Consider the following 18,726-nt stretch of genomic DNA (forward strand, 5'->3'; position numbering starts at 1 on the left):
CTTCGCCATCAGGGCGATTTTTTTACAGACGTGAATAATTATTTAATTAAAATGGATAGTATGGTATTTATCAACTGCTACAGCAACAAATACCCTTGCACATTCGAAGGATTAAGAAGGTGTTTAAATTTACGCTTTGAATTGATTGTTCTTTGTTAGTTTTTTCCATCTAGTTTCTATTAACGCTACATCTATACTTATCAGGTTTTGCGAAACCGGCTTATAAAAAAAGCACGCCCATTAAATCAGGAGTGCTCTCATATATTATCTTTAATAATTTGCATTCATCTGACTTAACTAACCCAAATTACTTGGGGTGGAATTAGCACCATATCCATTTTTAAGGCTGGTTGCTAAGGTTTCGCAGGGCCATTCCCTCCACCTTTCTTGATAAGTATTTTAAAATAACTGGCGCAAAGATAATATAAAAATCATAATGACTACAAATTCTATAGATTTTATTGAAAATATTTTTTCTCCATTCATTTCATGCTTACATTTGTGGCATAATCAATAGATTGAAACATCCCATGAATATAAAATCTTATTTTATTCTGCTATTTGCTTTCACGCTTTCGCAGACTTTACAAGCACAAACACACAAAAAAAGTTTACCTGCACCACAGAAATTGAATACTGCCTTTGTTTCAAATGGCAAATGGCGTGGTGTTTTCGAAATTAAACCAGGCGTAGAAGTCCCATTTAATTTTGAAATAACCAAGGAAACCGACAAACCTCATTTAGTTTTTTTAAATGCTGAAGAACGTTTTGAGGGGGGAATAGTAAGGCAGACTGCAGATTCACTTTTAGTGCCTCTGGATCAGTTTGATAATGAGCTCGCTTTTAAAATTTCAGGAGATTCGCTAATTGGAACGCTTAGAAAACAAGATCATTCCGGAACGCCTTTAGCGGTAAGTGCAACGAAAGGGAAAGATTACCGATTCAAAACTACAGGCAAAACAGCTACTGCAGATTTTTCTGGCAAGTATGATGTTACTTTTAAATCTCCTGCCGGGAAAGACGAAAATGCAGTCGGACTTTTTAAACAAGAAGGCAACAAAATCTCCGGAACTTTTTTACGTATTACCGGCGACTCCCGTTATTTAGAGGGAATAGTTGAAGGCAACGATTTCTATTTATCAAGCTTTATTGGCTCCGGGCCATCTTATTACAAAGGAAGTTTTACGAAAGACGGAACAATTACCGGAGAAGTGGTAAGCGCAAGGGGAAATACGCCATTTAGCGGAAAACAAAATGAAAATGCTGCGTTGCCGGACGCCTACAAACTAACCTATTTAAAAGATGGTTACAAGACACTGGACTTCTCTTTCCCTGATGTAAATGGCAGGAAAATCTCACTAAGTGATGAAAAATTTAAAAACAAGGTGGTAATATTAACCATCACAGGAACATGGTGCCCGAACTGCGTGGATGAAGCATCTTTTATTGCACCCTGGTACAAAGAAAATCGCAAACGCGGTGTAGAAGTAATCGGGATCCATTACGAAAGACAACTTGATTCTGCTTATGTACGTAAAGCATTAAACAGATTCAGAGAAAAATTTGATATCCAGTACGACCAGGTGATTGCAGGTAAGCCAGATAAACAACTGGTGGCAGAATCATTGCCGGCCTTAAGTAATTTCCTTTCTTTTCCAACCACGATCATTATTAATAAAAAAGGAGAGGTTGCGCAAATCCATACCGGTTACAGCGGACCAGCGACCGGAAAATACTATACTGATTTTGTGAAAGAGTTTAATACAGAAATTGATGCGCTCTTGAAAGAATAGGTTGCTATAGAACGGCTTTCCTGACGCAGCTAAGAAGTTTTGGATATCATTACAATGAATGGTGATGCTGAGTTTATTTCAGCACTTGTCTTGTGAACAATTCCAAACCACAATAGAAATAGATCCTGAATCAAGTTCAGGAGGACGCCCGACGAGGAGCTGTAATGCTGAATTTACTTCAGCAACTATCTTATCACCAAATGCGGTTTAGCCTCTATCAAATTACTAAAAAAATAAAACCATAATAATAATCGTTAAAGTAACGATTATTATTTATTTTGGTCATCGCATTCCTAACCAAATAATTGCAGACCGATGAAGTGCCTTTTTAAACTCCCATTATTACTCCTTTTTATTTTTCCGTCCTCGGCTGCGCTTGCCCAAATCAGAACAAAAATTCCGAAAGAAAAGGACATGGCCGCCTACCTGATGGTTTACTTCAAAGATGATACCCACGGGCTTTACATGGCTTTAAGTAAAGATGGCTACCGTTTTACAGATATCAACAACGCCAAACCCATAATTGCCGGAGATACCATTGCCGAACAAAAAGGAATTAGAGATCCATACATTTACCGTGCACCCGATGGTACGTTTTACCTGGCCTTAACCGATTTGCACATCTATGCACAAAAAATGGGTTATCGCTTAACAGAATGGGAACGTGATGGCAAGCAATATGGCTGGGGTAATAATCGCGGACTGGTTTTGATGAAATCGAAAGATCTGATTAACTGGTCGCACCAGGTATTGCGGGTAGATCAGGCTTTTCCTGAACTTTCTGATATTGGTTGTGCCTGGGCACCTGAACTTATTTATGATGAAAAAGCACAGAAAACCATGATCTATTTCACTATGCGTTTTGGCACCGGAAAGGATAAAGTGTACTATGCTTATATGGATAAAGACTTCACCAAGCTGGAAACTGCGCCAAAATTATTATTTACTTACCCTAAAGATGTTGCCTACATTGATGCAGACATCACCAGGGTTGGAAATCAATATCATATGTTTTATGTACCTCATGACGGAACGGCCGGTGTGAAACAAGCAATATCAAATACCATCAATTCGGGATACAAATATGATGACAAATGGTATGATCCGGAAGAAAAAGGCTGCGAGGCGCCAACTGTTTACAAACTTATTGGTCAGAAAAAGTGGCACCTCATTTACGACATTTATCGCATCAATCCACATAACTTCGGGTTCAGTGAAACCACAGATTTTGTAAACTTTAAAAACCTGGGGCATTTTAATGAAGGTGTAATGAAATCGACCAATTTTGTTTCTCCAAAACATTGCGCCGTAATTCATCTTACCCAAAAAGAGGCACAGAGGTTAGCTAATCAATGGAAGCTGGATATGAAATTTTAACCAAAAACTATCTCATCCCAAATCAATTACAAACAACCATGCGATACAAGCTTATATCATCCATCCTGCTATTATCAGTCTTTTTATCTTCCAGTTTATGGGCAAAAGATAATAAGTTAACTGATGAGCCAGATTCTGTTTATCTATTTTCTTATAATGGAAATGGCTTACGTTTCGCCTGGAGCCGCGATCAAACCAACTGGACAACAATTGGCAAAGGTTACCTGTTTCTAAAAAGCGATTATGGCAGATGGGGAAGTGAAAAAAAGATGGTTTCACCTTATTTAATCAAAGGAAGAAATGGTGAATGGGTTTGCACCTGGAGTTTAAATGATAAAACCAATCAATTTGCGGTAGCTACCTCTAAAAATTTAATCAATTGGAGCCCTCAGCATTATCCCTACGTTGCCTTAGGCAAAAACGTGCTTAAACCTGTTGTTAATTATAATCCTGTGGAGGATCTGTATACCATTAGTTATGCAGATGTTGAAGGCAAGCATTTTCAGACTAAAACCAAAGATTTTATCAGCTATAGCCAAGCCGTAAAAATTCCACTTTCTGCATTTACAAATCGCAGTCAAACGGCAGAAATTTCAGGTCAGCATACTGGTCAAACACATCGTGTTGCCTGGTCTGTCATCAAGGAACTTCAAAAAGTATTTGATTTGCAGCAATATAAAGCCCTACAAAATACTGAAACCACGAAAGACGATGTGCAAAGATTTGCAGGCTTAAAACCAGTTGAGGCAAAAATCACCCTTCAGCCAAAAAATGCAAAAGCCATCAGCAATATGCTCACCGGTATATTTTTCGAAGACATTAATTATGCAGCAGATGGTGGCCTTTATGCCGAATTGATCCAAAATCGTGGTTTTGAGTATAAACCAAGTGATAAATCATTCAGCGACAAAGATTGGAACAGCACTTTTGCATGGTCGCTAAAAGGTGATCAAACGGTTTTAAAAATAGATTCTGTTTCTCCGGTTCATACTAACAATTTGCATTATGCGGTTCTGGATGTAAAAGTTCCTGGTGCTGCGCTTACCAATAATGGTTTCGATGGAATAGCAGTTAAAAAGGGAGAAAATTACAATTTTTCAATTTTCAGCAAACAATTACAGGGCAATAATGGCAGTTTCGAAGTCAGATTAGTAAGCGAAAAACAAGGTATTTTAGGCAAACTAAAAATAAAAAGCACCTCTTCATGGAAACAGGTTAATGGTATTTTCAATTCAGCTGCAAATGCGACAGATGCTAGAATAGAAATCGTTCCGCTGGCTACCGGAAAATTTGCTTTTGATATGGTTTCCTTATTCCCTCAAAAAACATTTAAAGGCCGCAAAAATGGACTTAGAGCAGATCTTGCCACACTAATTGCCGATATCCATCCGAAATTTGTACGTTTTCCTGGTGGATGTTTAGCCCATGGCGATGGTATTCAAAATATTTACAACTGGAAAAATTCTATCGGTGCTTTAGAGGCACGGAAGCCAGACCGCAACCTTTGGGGCTATCACCAAACCATGGGCTTAGGCTATTTTGAATACTTTCAGTTTTGCGAAGATATTGGTGCAGCCCCCGTTCCGGTAATTGCGGCAGCAGTGCCTTGTCAAAATTCTGGTACAGGCGGTGGTGGCCAGCAAGGCGGAATTCCGATGGCAGAAATGGATCAATACATTCAGGATATTGTAGATTTAGTGGAATATGCCAATGGCGATGTAAATACCACCTGGGGCAAAAAAAGAGCGGAAGCGGGCCATCCGAAACCTTTTAATTTAAAATACATTGGCATTGGCAATGAAGACCAGATTACCGAGGTTTTTAAAGAGCGCTTTACCTTGATTTACAAAGCTTTGCAAAAAAAGCATCCGGAAATTACCATTATCGGTACCGCAGGACCGTTTTTTGAAGGCACAGATTATGAAGAAGGCTGGAAAATTGCAACGGATTTAAAAGTGCCGATAATTGATGAACATTATTATCAATCGCCGGGATGGTTCATTAATAATCAAGATTTTTACGACCAATACGACAGGTCAAAATCTAAAGTTTATTTAGGAGAATATGCCGCAAGCCTTCCGGGAGGAAATAAAACCAATCTGGAAACAGCTTTAGCAGAAGCTTTATATTTAACCTCACTGGAAAGAAATGGCGATGTGGTCTGTATGGCTTCTTATGCACCGCTGATTGCAAAAGATGGACATACACAGTGGAATCCTGATTTAATTTATTTCAACAACAGCGAAGTAAAGCCAACTACGGGCTATTTTATCCAGCAGCTTTATGGCAACAATGCCGGAGATCAATACCTTCCGTCAGAATTAAAATTATCAAACAACCAGGATCAGGTAGCCAAAAGAATTGCCATTTCGACTGTTAAAAACACCAAAACGAACGAATTATTCATTAAGCTGGTTAATCTTTTACCCGTTTCTGTGAATACCTCAATTGACCTCAGCGAAGTTGCAACTATTGAAAAAACAGCATTAAAAACAGAAATTTCCGGAAATCCCTCTGAAAGATTGATCATGCCTGCTACTTCAAAGGTAAATATTGAAGATCCCTTAAAACTTCCGGCGTATTCTTTTACCGTACTGAAGATTAAACTGAGTAAATAGAATGTAGCGACTTAATTCAGTTAGAATCGCCCTCCTGAACTTGATTCGGGAGCTTATCAAAATAGTGGCAGAAATAAATTCAGCATAACGATTCCCTTAGTGAAGCTCCAAGGAAAAAACCGTCTTTGCGAAGCAGATTCTTCATCTGCTGAAGCAATCTCTATCGAAGAATCTACAAAAGTAGATTGCTTCGTCGTACCTCATCGCAATGATCATGTTGATGATAGTCTTATAATCCTTTTTTGATGACTAAAGGCTTAGACTTAAGACTCCAGACTAAGGACTCCCAACTCAACTACCCTCCCGCCCTGTTCTTCATCTCTTCATTGGCTGTATTTCTGGACCTGGCTGATTTTAAATTCTGGTTCCCAAAGTTGTAACTGATATTAAACGAGACTCTTCTATTGATATAATTATTCTGAACCCGCAAATTTACGTTTTGATAATCCAAAGTACCTTTCCAGTAATTGGTTGCAAAAATGTCGTCGATGTTCAATTTAAGCTTCAAAGATTTATTTAAAAAGCTTTTCTGTACGCCGGCATTTAGGGCGTATTGGTAGATTATGGTTTTCTCCAATCCCCTCACCTTCGGAGAATTTAACCAAAAGTTAGTTTCGATAGACCAGTTATCCGCCAGCGTGACCGAGCTTGAGATATTAAAGTTATATGATAACTTACTTAATACGAAAGGCGCTCCTTCCAGGTTGTTATCATCAAACTTATTATAAAACAGGTTGAAATTGTTTTGAAAACTCCACCATTTCGTTACTGTCAAGGGGAAATATAAGCCGGCAGAATAGTATTGGCCACTTCCAATATTTCCCTGGCCAACCGTAACAATCCGGGTGCTGTCATTTTGTGCCGTTTTACTATCCAGTATTAAATCTTTAACTTTCGAATACGCTAACGAGATGGAAAAGCCGCTCTTATAGCTATAGCTGACTTCAAAATTGTTGGTAAACTGAGGCTTTAAATAAGGATTCCCTTGTTGGATGGTATAAGGATCCATATAGAAATTAAATGGATTCAACTGTTGGTAATTAGGTCTGTCGATACGTCTTCCATAGGTATAACGCAGGTTACTACTTTCTGAAATTTTTTGATTAACAAAAACTGTTGGAAACAAGGATAGGTATTTTTGATCCGCTTCCGTATTATTGGTGATCAAAGCCCCTGTAGCATGAGTATGTTCGGCCCGCAGCCCGGCTTGAATTTGCCATTTACCCAAATCTTTAGAAAGGTTTGCATAAGCAGCATTTACATGCTCTTTGTAAATAAAATGGTTGCTCTGGCCTGCAACGTTTTGCCATTCATTATTCAGTAATGCTGAAGATAGAAAATCGTTATCTGTTTCAACATAGCTCGTTTTTAAACCCGTCTCTAGCTTAGTGGTTTTAGATATTGGCCATGTAAAATCAACTTTAGAGGCTAAAATATTGATATCCGTTTTACTATCATTTCTAATAAGGGTTTGATTATAGACCACTGCGTTTTCGTTATAAAAATCAGTGTCAAAATTCTCTAAGCCCGTGTAATTAAATCCCGAATAATCAATATCGAAGTTTAAGCTGGCACCTTCTTTTTTAAAGTCGTGTTTAACGTTAAAGTTTGCACTATAATTTTTATTAGGCGTATTGGCATCTGAATATAATTGAAGGGAATTATTGCTTGCTACGCCTGCCCTGACTTCATTAATAAAAGTTTGCGAAAAATTATCGAGTTTTCTGGTACTTGTACTACCGTCCACCATTATCCCAATCGTTGTTTTTTCGCTCAGGTAATAGTCGGCGCCAAGCTTAGCGGCTAACCTGGAGCCGGTATATATTTTCTGGAAATTTTGATTAAAAGCGCTTTGCAATCCATCAGAATTGGTAGTTCTTTCTAAAAACAGGTTTGAAAAATTATTATTTTTAGATGCATTGGCGTTACTATACAGGTTCCACTTTTTATTGCGGTTATTAATATTGAAGTTGAAATCAGAACCATAAATATTTTTCGGTAAATTTGCGATGATCGCGTTCCTGTAAGTGGAAGAAACACTTCCATTTGTGCCAAATGCCTTATTTTTCTTCAATTTGATATTAATTATTCCCGCAGTTCCTGCCGCATCGTATTTTGATGAAGGGTTAGAAATAATTTCGATGGTAGCAATCTGACTACTAGTTAAATTCCCTAAGTAAACGGCCAAATCTGAGTTCGAAAGAAAGTTATTTTTTCCATCTATCATCACCATCACCCCAGATTTATTGTTCAATAAAATCCGTTCATTCTGTTTGTCGACTTGTACACCAGGTGCCTTTTCTAATAACTCAAGCGCCGTGCTCCCTGTAGATACAATGCTATTTTCCACATTCAACACCGTTTTATCGATCTGATGTTCAACATAAGGCTTTTTACCTGCTACACTTACCTCATTGAGTTGCCTGGTAACGCTTTCCAGTTTTAGGATTGGAACTTGCAAATCACCATTCAAAACAAACATTGCTGTCTTTTTCGTTTTAAAGCCAACCGCTGAAATCGAAAGTACGTAGGAACCATCTTTTACCTGGTCAATCTTAAATCCGCCATCAATATCGGCAGATACCATTTTCACTTTGGCAGTATCTGATGCATTTAACAATTGAGCAACTGCAAAAGGTACGGCAACCGCTTTTTCATCTATAATTTTTCCGGTTATGGTGTGCAGTTTTTGGGCAAAGGAAGTCCCCCATACCATCAGGCATGTCATTAACGTAAATAATATTTTCATGATTTCTTTTTTTAAGGCATATGTTTAATGAAAGCTTTGACAACTCTTAAATGAGCATTTGTTAAAGTTGTCAAAGCTGAATCAGGATCTATTGTCCATCTGTATTTCCCTCCGGATGATCTATTTCATACTTACACTTCATCCCTTCTTCCGTCATAATCCAAACGCTGAAGTTATTGTTATCATGCTCACGATCGCCGCAGCCCCATGCCCAGGTGTTATTAATATAGTCGTATGCAACGTCCTTCAAAATTAATTTTGTACCTACAGGAACCTCCAGGTCTAACCGTACTTCCTGATTTCTCCAGATAGAACCTTTTTTCAACTGGAACCGCGGACTGAAAACAATTACAGAATCTTTCAATGTATATGTGTAATTGATGTTTTGCGCATTTTGCAACGCACCTGGAAAAGTTTTACCCTGAGATTCATTTTTCTGAACAATTCTGCTTGCACCAGTTTCGCTTTTATTAATATTGATGCGGATGTTACTTGGAGTAACAAATGGCCCGTGTTCGAAATCTTCAACCACAATTTGATTCCTGTTATTCCTATCGATGTGGTAAGCAAGACTATCTTCTCTACTAAAATACTTACTCTTATCAATATCAATTGTATAGGTTTTGAAAGATTTTAAGTCGACAGTTTGCGTCAGCTCGGCATGTTGTTTAAATTCTGAAGAAATTTTTGCTGCCTGGTAACCAGCAGTGGCAACTCCAGCCAACCAGATAATTAATAAAGCAAAGGAAAAGGTTTTATTAATGGCTTGTTTGTTAAATGCAACGCGGATCGAGAATAATACCAGCGCTAAAACCGGCACAAAAAATACGATAAATGCGCTGAAAAGTATTACGCCTCTATTGCCATCGTTGATAATGGAAAAAGGAAAAGAATCGTAAATACTTGAATCCCAAAAGCCCTGGAAAGCGGCGGCGGTAATGATCAGCACGAGCAAGCAAAATGCACCAAAAATGATAATTAAGCCCGCAATCACTTTAAAAATAACTTTTCCGCTTCCGGAGATAAATCTGCCCAGCCATTCAAAAAATTCACCGATAAACATACCGAAACGGGCGAATAACGGTTGCGCGTGCCTGTTTACTTCTCCTAAACGTTCCTTAACCGCTTGCAACTCTTCATCCAAATTTTTTTGAAATCCCTGTAAGTTTGCAGGCTCGCCTTTCATTTCCATTTTCTCTACACGCGATTTCGCCTTTGGCATAATGATCCACAAGATCATATAAACCAGAATCCCGAAGCCCCCTAAAAAGGCCATTAATAAAACGGCAACCCTAATCCATTTCGCTTCTGTATTGAGAAAATGAGCAATTCCGGCGCAAACGCCGGCAACCACACGGTCGTCCATATCGCGGTACAATTTTTTCTCTGCATACTGGTGCTGATAATCGGGTTGAAATGCAGGTTCCTCATTGTTTTCTTCAATGGTATCAAAATCTTTTACACTCCCCATTTGCGCCACTACATGTTGTACATCGGCAGCATCAACCACTTGTTTTTTCTGTGCCTCCATTTGCTCAGTTAACAATTCTGCTATCCTGTTCTCAATGTCTGTAACAATCTCTAAATCGTCGGCATGGTTGGCGAAATAGAGTTTTACTTCATTTAGATAAGCTTTTAAAGTATCATAGGCACTTTCTTCGATGTGAATAATTGTATTTCCTATATTGATGATGATGGTCTTTTCCATTTCTTTGTTGCGTTAAGAGGTTTTTGAATCAGCGCCACTTTGCGATATGCCCACAGCATAAGCAAGTTCTTGCCAGGTTTGATCTAGTTTGGATAAAATTTGCCGACCAACTTCAGTTAAAGTATAATATTTTCTTGGCGGACCTGAGGTAGATTCTACCCAGTTGTAGCTTAATAAACCATTGTTTTTAAGCCTGGTTAATAATGGGTAAAGTGTGCCCTCCACAACCAACAATTTTGCCGAGCGTAATTCAGCAATAATATCGGAAGCGTAAATCTCTCCCCGAGATATAATTGATAAAACACAGTATTCCAGAATTCCCTTCCGCATTTGCGTTTGCGTATTTTCTGCTATCATAATACAAAGATATATGTTTTATCTTGTACTATGCAATACATAGTACTAAATTAAATTAAAAATAACCTATAAACAATTGATTGACAGTACATTATTTTTATTTTAAAAATTTACAAAGATAATTTGAATGGAAATTTTAGCAGTATCGAAGCATTTTTCACCTCAATAACTGGCGAAATTTATATTTGATTTTGACGTTTACCTACACGTTTCAGCGGCTAAATTGATCAGATCTCAGGTTAAAAAAATCGGTTTTCCTTTCGGATATCGGAAGGATTGTTAATTTTTAAAACAGAAAAAGAAGCAGAAAGTGAAATGAAAGGCAACCAGATGATCTTACATAGATTAATATTTCGGGGGATGAAAAAGCGGTAAAATCAAGAGGTTGTGGTTTTAACAGAAAGCAATACTATATAATCACCATAGATTTAATATATTTTGATAATTTTGCAATTCTTTAACTTGTTTCATGAAAAAATCAATAGCCAGCATCGTTGCTGAGGCGAATCAAAGCGGTGAGGGTACGCTCAAAAGAACTTTAGGACCTGTTAATCTAATTTTAATTGGTGTTGGCTTAACGCTTGGTGCAGGTTTATTTTCCATTACCGGGTTGGCGGCTGCCAATCATTCTGGTCCGGCGGTAACACTTTCTTTTGTAATTGCAGCACTGGGTTGTGGTTTCGCGGCACTTTGTTATGCAGAATTTGCTTCGATGATTCCGGTTGCAGGTAGTGCATATACCTACTCTTATGCTACTATGGGAGAACTTTTCGCCTGGATTATCGGCTGGGATTTAGTGTTGGAATATTCCGTTGGCTGTGCAACAGTGGCGATTAGCTGGTCGCAATATTTAACCAGATTTCTAAGCAGTCTGGGCATATTTTTACCCCCACAACTTACCCTCTCTCCTTTCGAGACTGCAAAACTTGCAGATGGATCAACTGTAAACGGAATTGTAAATATCCCTGCAGCATTGGTGGTGGTTTTAATGACCGCTATCTTAATTCGCGGCACTAAAGGATCAGCAATTGTAAATGGCATCATTGTATTTTTAAAAGTTGGCGTAGTGCTGGTTTTCATCGCCTTAGGCTGGCAATATATAGACCCAGCTAACTATCATCCATATATTCCGGAAAATACGGGTACTTTTGGCCAGTTTGGCTGGAGTGGGGTATTGCGTGGCGCCGGACTCGTATTCTTTGTATTTATCGGTTTTGATGCTGTTGCTGCCTCTGCTCAGGAAACCAAAAATCCGGGCAGGGATTTACCTATCGGAATTATTGGTTCTTTAGTGGTTTGTACCGTGCTTTTTGGCTTATTCGGCCACGTAATGACTGGCTTGGCAAACTATAAAGAGTTTGCAAATAGTGGCGCGCCGGTGGCCATCGCAATTGAAAAAACGCCATATGCCTGGTTAAGTCAGGCGATTATACTGGCCATTTTAATTGGCTATACTTCTGTGATTCTGATCGATTTAATGGCGCAGTCGCGGATGTTTTATTCAATCAGTAAAGATGGATTATTGCCCAAAATGTTTTCTGATGTGCACAGTAAATTCAAAACACCCTGGAAATCAAATATCATTCTCTGTATTTTCATCGGGCTTTTTGCCGCATTTGTACCGATGAATGTAGTAGGAGAAATGACGAGTATCGGAACATTGCTTGCCTTCTTAATGGTATGTGTTGGGATTTTAATTTTAAGAAAAACCAACCCGGAAGCGAAGCGGCCGTTTAGGGTTCCGTTTGTGCCTCTGATTCCAATTCTTGGGACATTAACGTGTATTGCCATGATGGTATTTCTACCCTGGGAAACCTGGTTGCGGTTAGGCGTTTGGCTGGTAATTGGCCTGGTAATATACTTTTGGTATGGTAAAAAGCATAGCAAACTGAATGTTGAATCTGAAAAAAAAGGAGAATTTTAAAAAGCACTGAACTAATTCGGTATCGCGATCCCGCTAATAAGGTTTAAAGATTTCTCGGCCGCACTCGAAATGACGGGACCTCCGGCATGGTGTTTTTTTTTGTTTTCGTTGCACTCACAGCATAACGATCCCTATTGCAAAAACCGTGTTGTTCAGGGTATTTAGGATCATGCAGAACGCAGTAGAGAATTTCAACAGAAGCATTTAATAAAATCTACTCCTACACTCTTTTAAAAGTGCTGAACTAAATTCGGCATGACGACCGTGTTTGCAATATTCAAACGTTTACAGGCTCTAACCAAACGACTAACGAAGTAATACTAAAACGTTATTCCATAAAATCAGACAAAATTTATTCCCCCAATGAGTCATGATTTCAAATTAATTTTACGGGAACGATTGCACAGTTTTGAAAGATATTATAGTTAGGAATTGAAATGGGTTGGCTAAATTGTAAATAAGTAACCAAATATAGTAGTCATCCCAAATGGCTATTTTCAATTTTTAACCAAATAACCATGAAAAAAACATTACTTTTTTTCGCCATTTCCCTATTGTTTAACACTATTTTGCTGGCTCAAAACCAGAGAATTTCAGGTAAAGTAATAGATGAAAAAGGCGAAACACTCATTGGCGTATCAGTCAAAGTCAAAGGTGCAGCAATTGGCGGCTCCACAGATGTAAATGGTACCTTTTCGTTCGATGCGCCGCCCAATTCCACATTAGTTTTTTCTTTTGTAGGCTACAACAATAAAGAAGTAGCCCTCGGCGGACAAAAAACACTTACCGTTACCCTCACAGAATCCGCAAGTCAGTTGAATGAATTAGTGGTGGTTGGGTACGGAACGCAGAGAAAATCGCAGGTTGCTACTGCGGTAGGTAGCGTACAAGGTGATGCCATTGCCGAGCGTGGAACAGTAAGCGCATTACAAGCCGTTCAGGGACAAGTTGCCGGGGTTGATATTTCGGCAGGATCTGGGCGCGCAGGCGCGAGCTTCAATGTCCAAATCCGGGGGCAAAATTCCCTGGCCGGTGGTCAACCGCTATTTGTAGTGGATGGTGTAATCGTATCAGATATTAACTTCCTAAATCCGCAGGATATTGCCAAAATGGATGTGTTAAAAGATGCCGCATCTACCGCGATCTATGGATCAAGGGGATCAAACGGTGTTGTTTTGGTAACCACAAAGAATGGTGCAACCAACAAAAGCAGCGGCGCAACAATTTCTTACGATGGCTATGTTGGCGTTCGTAAAGTGGCCAGAATGCCTGATTTTATGACTGGCGAAGAATGGTGGGAATACAGGCAAAACACTTTCATTTCACCAGAAATTATCGCCGGCAGAACATTCAACAATACCATCGGTAGTTTAGATAACCCAACGGTATTGCAAACGGTGGCTAACCATGATTATACCGACTGGAAAGACCTTGTAATCCAGGATGGAATCCAGGCCAACCATTGGGTAACGGCATCTGGCCGGAGTAGCAATAACGACATTCAATACCTCATTGGTGCAGGTTATCAAAATGAAAAAGGTAATTTCTTACAGGATAATTTAAGCCGGTATAATTTTAAAATTAATGTTGACGGGAAGATAAACAAGAGTTTTTCTGCAGGAATGAGCATTAACTTTTCATTTACAGAAACGGAACGGGGAAGTGATGATGCCGTGAGAAATGGTTTTAATATGGCGCCCATTTTCAAACCCTATGACGCTAACGGAAACCTCGTTTTCAGACCAGGCCAGATTCAAGTTCCGGGATCATCCGTTGTATCCAGTTTCACAAGTGTTGTAAATCCGCTTTTAGAGATTACCAATTCGCAAAATAATACAAGAAGACATTTTGGTGTCGGGAATGTTTACCTGCAATATGCACCTGCCAGCTGGATAGATGTGAGATCTACTTTTTCTCCAAGTGTAAACTTTGTTAGAAACGGCAGGTATTGGGGTTCTCTAACAGGCGTTGGAGATGGCTTATTACCTGATGCACAACGTGTCAATCAGCAATCGCAATCGTACATTTTTGATAATGTGGTTAATATCCGTAAGAAAATAAAAGAGCATAATTTCGCCTTTACAGGTTTGTATAGTATGCAAAAAGATAGATTTGAGAGCGATACTACGAAAGTAAATGACTTACCTTTCAACTCTTCTTTCTACAATTTGGGCTCGTCAAATAACAGACAATTATCTTCCAGTAATTTCAATCAGTTCTCTATCCTGTCATTCCTGGCCCGGGTAAATTACTCGTTCAAAGACAAGTATTTTGTAACGTTGGCTAACCGTTGGGATGGTTCATCTAAACTGGCTGAAGGCAATAAATGGTCTTCATTCCCATCAGCAGCAATTGCGTGGCAGATATCAAGAGAGTCTTTTATGCAAAATGCAACCTTCGTATCTGATTTAAAGCTGAGGTTTAGTGCGGGCGTCGCCGGAAATAATAACAACATCAGGCCATATGAAACGCAAATGAACTTAAGTTCTCCAACTTATTATGATTTCGGCGGAACACCTGCCTTAGGATATTCACCTAGCAGGCTCCCCAATTCATCGCTCACCTGGGAAAGAACCCGTGAATTCGATTTGGGTGTAGATTTTGGCTTCTTAAAAAACAGAATTTCAGGATCCATCGATTTGTATGATAAACTCTCCGAAGGTTTATTATTGAACCGGGATTTACCTTTGGAGACAGGTTATACCTCCATCAAAGATAACGTAGGATCAGTAAGCAATAAAGGGATCGAAGTTTCATTGAGAACAGTGAACGTTTCTACTCCGGATTTTACCTGGTCAACCTCGTTCACCTTCGCCAGAAACAAAAATGCCATTATCGATTTATTAGATAAAAAACAAGATTTAATAGGGAATTCCTGGTTTATTGGCCAACCAATTAATGTAAATTATATTTATGTTTTTGATGGTATCTGGCAGGAAAGTGAACGTGCACAGGCGTTAACTTATGGTCAGCTTCCTGGTCAGGCAAAGGTTAAAGATTTAAACAGTGATGGAAAAATCAGCAGCACCAATGACAGGGCGATTATTGGCCAGAAAGATCCGAAATGGACGGGCGGTTTCTCTACGCAGTTTACTTATAAAGCTTTTGATTTGTCGGCATCGCTATTTGCGAGACAAGGCATGCAGGTTTACAGTGCGTTTCACAGTGTTTTCGCCCGTTACAATGATCGTGGCACAAACAAAATCTACAACGATTATTACATGCCTGCAAATGCAGTAACGCAGGGAAGAAGCTCGAATTCCTACCCGCAACCAAATAACATTGGCCCGTATTGGGATGGCGTTGCAGGAGTTGGGTATTACAAAGATGTTTCATTTGTTAAGATTCAAAACATCTCACTCGGTTATACCTTACCAAGCAAGCTGATTGAGAAACTTAAAATAAAAAGTTTGCGGGTGTATGCCAATGTTCTAAATCCAGTTGTCTGGACAAATTATGATGGTTTTGACCCGGAAAGTGCAAGTGGCATCGATCCTTCCATCACGTTAGAACAAACAAACACAACTGTAGGAAACATCAACAATACGGGTCCGAGTACCATTACTTACCAACTTGGCATTAACCTGAAATTTTAAATAAAGGTATCATGAAAAAGCAAATTATACTATCCCTTCTCATTCTTGCCTGCTCGTTTACGGGATGTAAGAAGTTTTTAGAAGAAGAAAATAAATCCAATATTGTATCCAACGAATATTATGCAACTGCAGAGGGATATGAAAAATTAATTAATTCTACTTATGCTACGTTACGGCGCGTTTACAGTTCACCATATGTGTTCTGTGCAGGTACGGATATGTATGTAGAAGGAAGAGATGCGCAACCTGTAGGCATTAGTGAATATCAAAATTTAAACCCTGATAATGCAGAGGTGACCGCATTTTACACCAATACTTATTCTTCTATTCAGCTTTGCAATACGGCGCTTTATTTCAATAGCAATACGGCGGCTAGTGCTACCTTGCCAATCAGAAAGGGTGAAGTACAATTTATCCGGGCGTATTATTACTTTTTACTGGTACAATCTTTCGGTGGGGTAAGTTTGGTAACTGATCGTTTTGATTCGCCAGTTGAGCAATTTAAGCGGAATACTGCTCAGGAAACTTACGATTTCATCATTAAGGAAATGAATGAGGCACTTACCTTGGTTCCGGAAACGACTACAGATTTTGGCCGTGTAACTAAAAGAGCCGTTCGCCACTTTCTTGCAAAAGTATATTTAACCAGGGGATATGAATCTTTTGGTTCTGCACAGGATTTTGCTACTGCAGCTACCTTTGCAGATGCAGCAATTGCCGGAAGAACGTTAACCACTTCTTTTGAAAACCTGTTTTACCCCGGCAATGAGAAAGACCAGGAGATAATCTTTTCTGTTCAGTTCGATGCCGCTTCGTTGCCTACTGCAACCACGGGTGGTAACACCCAGGCAGCATTTTTCGGCCCTTACCAGGGTGGATCTGGTGGTGCGCAAGGTTACCCTTACCGGGCATTCGTGTTGGTACCAACACTTTATACCTTTAATACTTTTACCGAAAATGATGCCCGGTTTGATGCCACTTTTATGATCAACCTGTATCAACGTTATTATGATTACTACGATAGAAGTGCAGAACGGGCAAACCTGAACATCAGATTTTATTATAAACCCAAATGGGATACTACAACCGATGCGGCATGGCGCGCGGCAGATCCTACACATAGGGCAACCACCACCATCATCCCCTATTCCAATGCATGGCAAGCTTCCCGAAGTACTGTATTAGATAATGCAACACCATCAGTGAAGAAATTTGACGATCCAAAATCACAGTTTGGAGGTGCAACGAGTACCCGCGATTTATTTTTAGCCAGATTAGGCGAAACTTATTTGATTGCAGCGGAAGCTTATCTAAAGTCTGGAAATCTCTCCCTGGCAACAGACCGAATAAACGAAGTAAGAAGAAGGGCAGCTAAACCTGGAAAAACCGCTGAAATGACTATTACCGCTGCCAATGTGAACATCGATTTTATTCTTGATGAACGGGCAAGAGAATTGGTAGGCGAGTATGAAAGGTGGTTCGACTTAAAAAGAACCGGAACCCTTGTGGAAAGAACGAGACTCTATAACCGCGACATTAAAACCAATTGGTTTGATAAGGGTATTAATCCCTTTGCTGGCGCTGGTGGACAGCTGAAATTATTAAGACCCATCCCAAGCAGGGCAATCGACCTTAATGGTGGCCCTTTTGCACAAAACCCTGGTTACTAAACCTTTCAACAATAAAGCATTAACCTGAAAAATTTCAGGTTAATGCTTCTTATGTTTTACCGGAACTACTTTTAACTTACTACGAAACAACTACATCCAAAATAAAGATATGCACCATAATCTATACACCTTTATTGGCTTGAAACCACTAAAAACGATACTTTATGGTGTTAAAGTCTGTTAACCCAAATCCTAATTGCACATCAAAATCCTGGTGCTGAGAAACTTCCGAACGGGCATAAAGTGCTTTTAAAGTTACCTGCTCTCCTGTTGATAATATTACGTTTTCCAGAATACCATTCTTATGTGCGATTTCTACAATTTTTTCTTCAATAATCTTTATTGATTTAGCGGTTAACTTTTCAGTTTGTGCTGCTGTTAACTGAGACTTTCCGTTGGTTAGCAGCGTTAGATCGCTATTCCATAAGCTGATTGTCTTGGCCATTTCGTAGGCATGATCGCCATTCATCATTAACCCAACCTTTTCATTTTTCACTTCATAACCATGGCAATACGGACAGTGGATAATGGTAATTCCCCAGCATTCTGCAAAACCTTTAATATTTGGAAGTGTATCCTTCAGCCCCGTGGCCATTAAGATTTTCCTGGATGAAAAGGCTTCTCCAGTTCCCAGTACTACCTCAAAGCCATCCATTACTTTCCTTGCCTGATTAATATAACCATCCATAAATTTTATGGTAGGATACTTAAGAACCTCTGCTTTTGCCTTTGCTGAAATATCAGCAGGCTTATCGCCGTCGTGAGTAAGAAAATTATGTGAATGTGGGGTTTGCCTGTTGCAGGGCTTGCCCGAATCTACAATAAGCACCTTTCTGGTTGCTCTACCTAATGCCAAAGCCGCAGACAACCCCGCGTAACTTCCGCCAATTATGATTACATCAAAATCCATATCTAATTTTTAATCAAAAATCGA

General features: G+C 39.3%; 10 protein-coding genes and 1 riboswitch. Of the genes, 6 read left to right on the forward strand and 4 right to left on the reverse strand.

Annotation, left to right across the window (positions count from 1 at the left end):
- Nucleotides 1-290 precede the first annotated feature (290 nt).
- Nucleotides 291-397: riboswitch (SAM riboswitch) on the reverse strand.
- A 133-nt stretch (nucleotides 398-530) separates the two neighbouring features.
- The 3 genes from GJU39_RS14255 (at nucleotide 531) to GJU39_RS14265 (ending at nucleotide 5,788) form a co-directional block, all read left to right on the forward strand.
- A complete protein-coding gene (locus GJU39_RS14255) occupies nucleotides 531-1,793 on the forward strand; it encodes a peroxiredoxin family protein (protein ID WP_154281552.1) in 1,263 nt (420 codons plus the stop codon).
- Nucleotides 1,794-2,108: 315 nt separating this feature from the next.
- Complete coding sequence (locus tag GJU39_RS14260; RefSeq protein WP_154281553.1) at nucleotides 2,109-3,170, forward strand: glycoside hydrolase family 43 protein; 1,062 nt, start codon at nucleotides 2,109-2,111, stop codon at nucleotides 3,168-3,170.
- On the forward strand, nucleotides 3,146-5,788 hold the full coding sequence (locus tag GJU39_RS14265) for an alpha-L-arabinofuranosidase C-terminal domain-containing protein (RefSeq protein ID WP_245227908.1): 2,643 nt from the start codon (nucleotides 3,146-3,148) through the stop codon (nucleotides 5,786-5,788). Before GJU39_RS14260 ends, GJU39_RS14265 begins: the two co-directional genes overlap by 25 nt.
- Nucleotides 5,789-6,083: 295 nt before the next feature.
- On the opposite strand, the gene GJU39_RS14270 is transcribed toward GJU39_RS14265, so the two are convergent.
- The 3 genes from GJU39_RS14270 to GJU39_RS14280 form a co-directional block, all read right to left on the reverse strand.
- On the reverse strand, nucleotides 6,084-8,537 hold the full coding sequence (locus GJU39_RS14270; protein ID WP_154281555.1) for an outer membrane beta-barrel family protein: 2,454 nt from the start codon (nucleotides 8,535-8,537) through the stop codon (nucleotides 6,084-6,086).
- Between the two features lie 88 nt (nucleotides 8,538-8,625).
- Nucleotides 8,626-10,245 (reverse strand): PspC domain-containing protein, encoded by a 1,620-nt coding sequence (locus tag GJU39_RS14275; RefSeq protein WP_154281557.1) that lies wholly within the window; start codon nucleotides 10,243-10,245, stop codon nucleotides 8,626-8,628.
- Between the two features lie 12 nt (nucleotides 10,246-10,257).
- Entirely contained in the window at nucleotides 10,258-10,602 is a 345-nt protein-coding gene (locus tag GJU39_RS14280; RefSeq protein WP_154281559.1) for a PadR family transcriptional regulator, read from the reverse strand.
- A 469-nt stretch (nucleotides 10,603-11,071) separates the two neighbouring features.
- Here GJU39_RS14280 and GJU39_RS14285 point away from each other — a divergent pair, with 469 nt between their 5' ends.
- The 3 genes from GJU39_RS14285 (at nucleotide 11,072) to GJU39_RS14295 (ending at nucleotide 17,792) form a co-directional block, all read left to right on the forward strand.
- The gene (locus tag GJU39_RS14285) at nucleotides 11,072-12,526 is read left to right on the forward strand and encodes an amino acid permease (protein WP_154281561.1); all 1,455 of its coding nucleotides are present in this window, start codon (nucleotides 11,072-11,074) and stop codon (nucleotides 12,524-12,526) included.
- A 518-nt stretch (nucleotides 12,527-13,044) separates the two neighbouring features.
- The gene (locus GJU39_RS14290) at nucleotides 13,045-16,122 is read left to right on the forward strand and encodes a SusC/RagA family TonB-linked outer membrane protein (protein ID WP_154281563.1); all 3,078 of its coding nucleotides are present in this window, start codon (nucleotides 13,045-13,047) and stop codon (nucleotides 16,120-16,122) included.
- Nucleotides 16,123-16,133: 11 nt separating this feature from the next.
- Nucleotides 16,134-17,792, forward strand: a complete 1,659-nt coding sequence (locus tag GJU39_RS14295) for a RagB/SusD family nutrient uptake outer membrane protein (RefSeq protein ID WP_154281564.1) — start codon at nucleotides 16,134-16,136, stop codon at nucleotides 17,790-17,792.
- A 148-nt stretch (nucleotides 17,793-17,940) separates the two neighbouring features.
- Here the strand turns inward: GJU39_RS14295 and GJU39_RS14300 are convergent, their stop codons facing one another.
- The gene (locus GJU39_RS14300; protein WP_154281566.1) at nucleotides 17,941-18,702 is read right to left on the reverse strand and encodes an NAD(P)/FAD-dependent oxidoreductase; all 762 of its coding nucleotides are present in this window, start codon (nucleotides 18,700-18,702) and stop codon (nucleotides 17,941-17,943) included.
- Nucleotides 18,703-18,726 lie beyond the last annotated feature (24 nt).

Source organism: Pedobacter petrophilus (assembly GCF_009674725.1).
Lineage (GTDB): Bacteria > Bacteroidota > Bacteroidia > Sphingobacteriales > Sphingobacteriaceae > Pedobacter > Pedobacter petrophilus.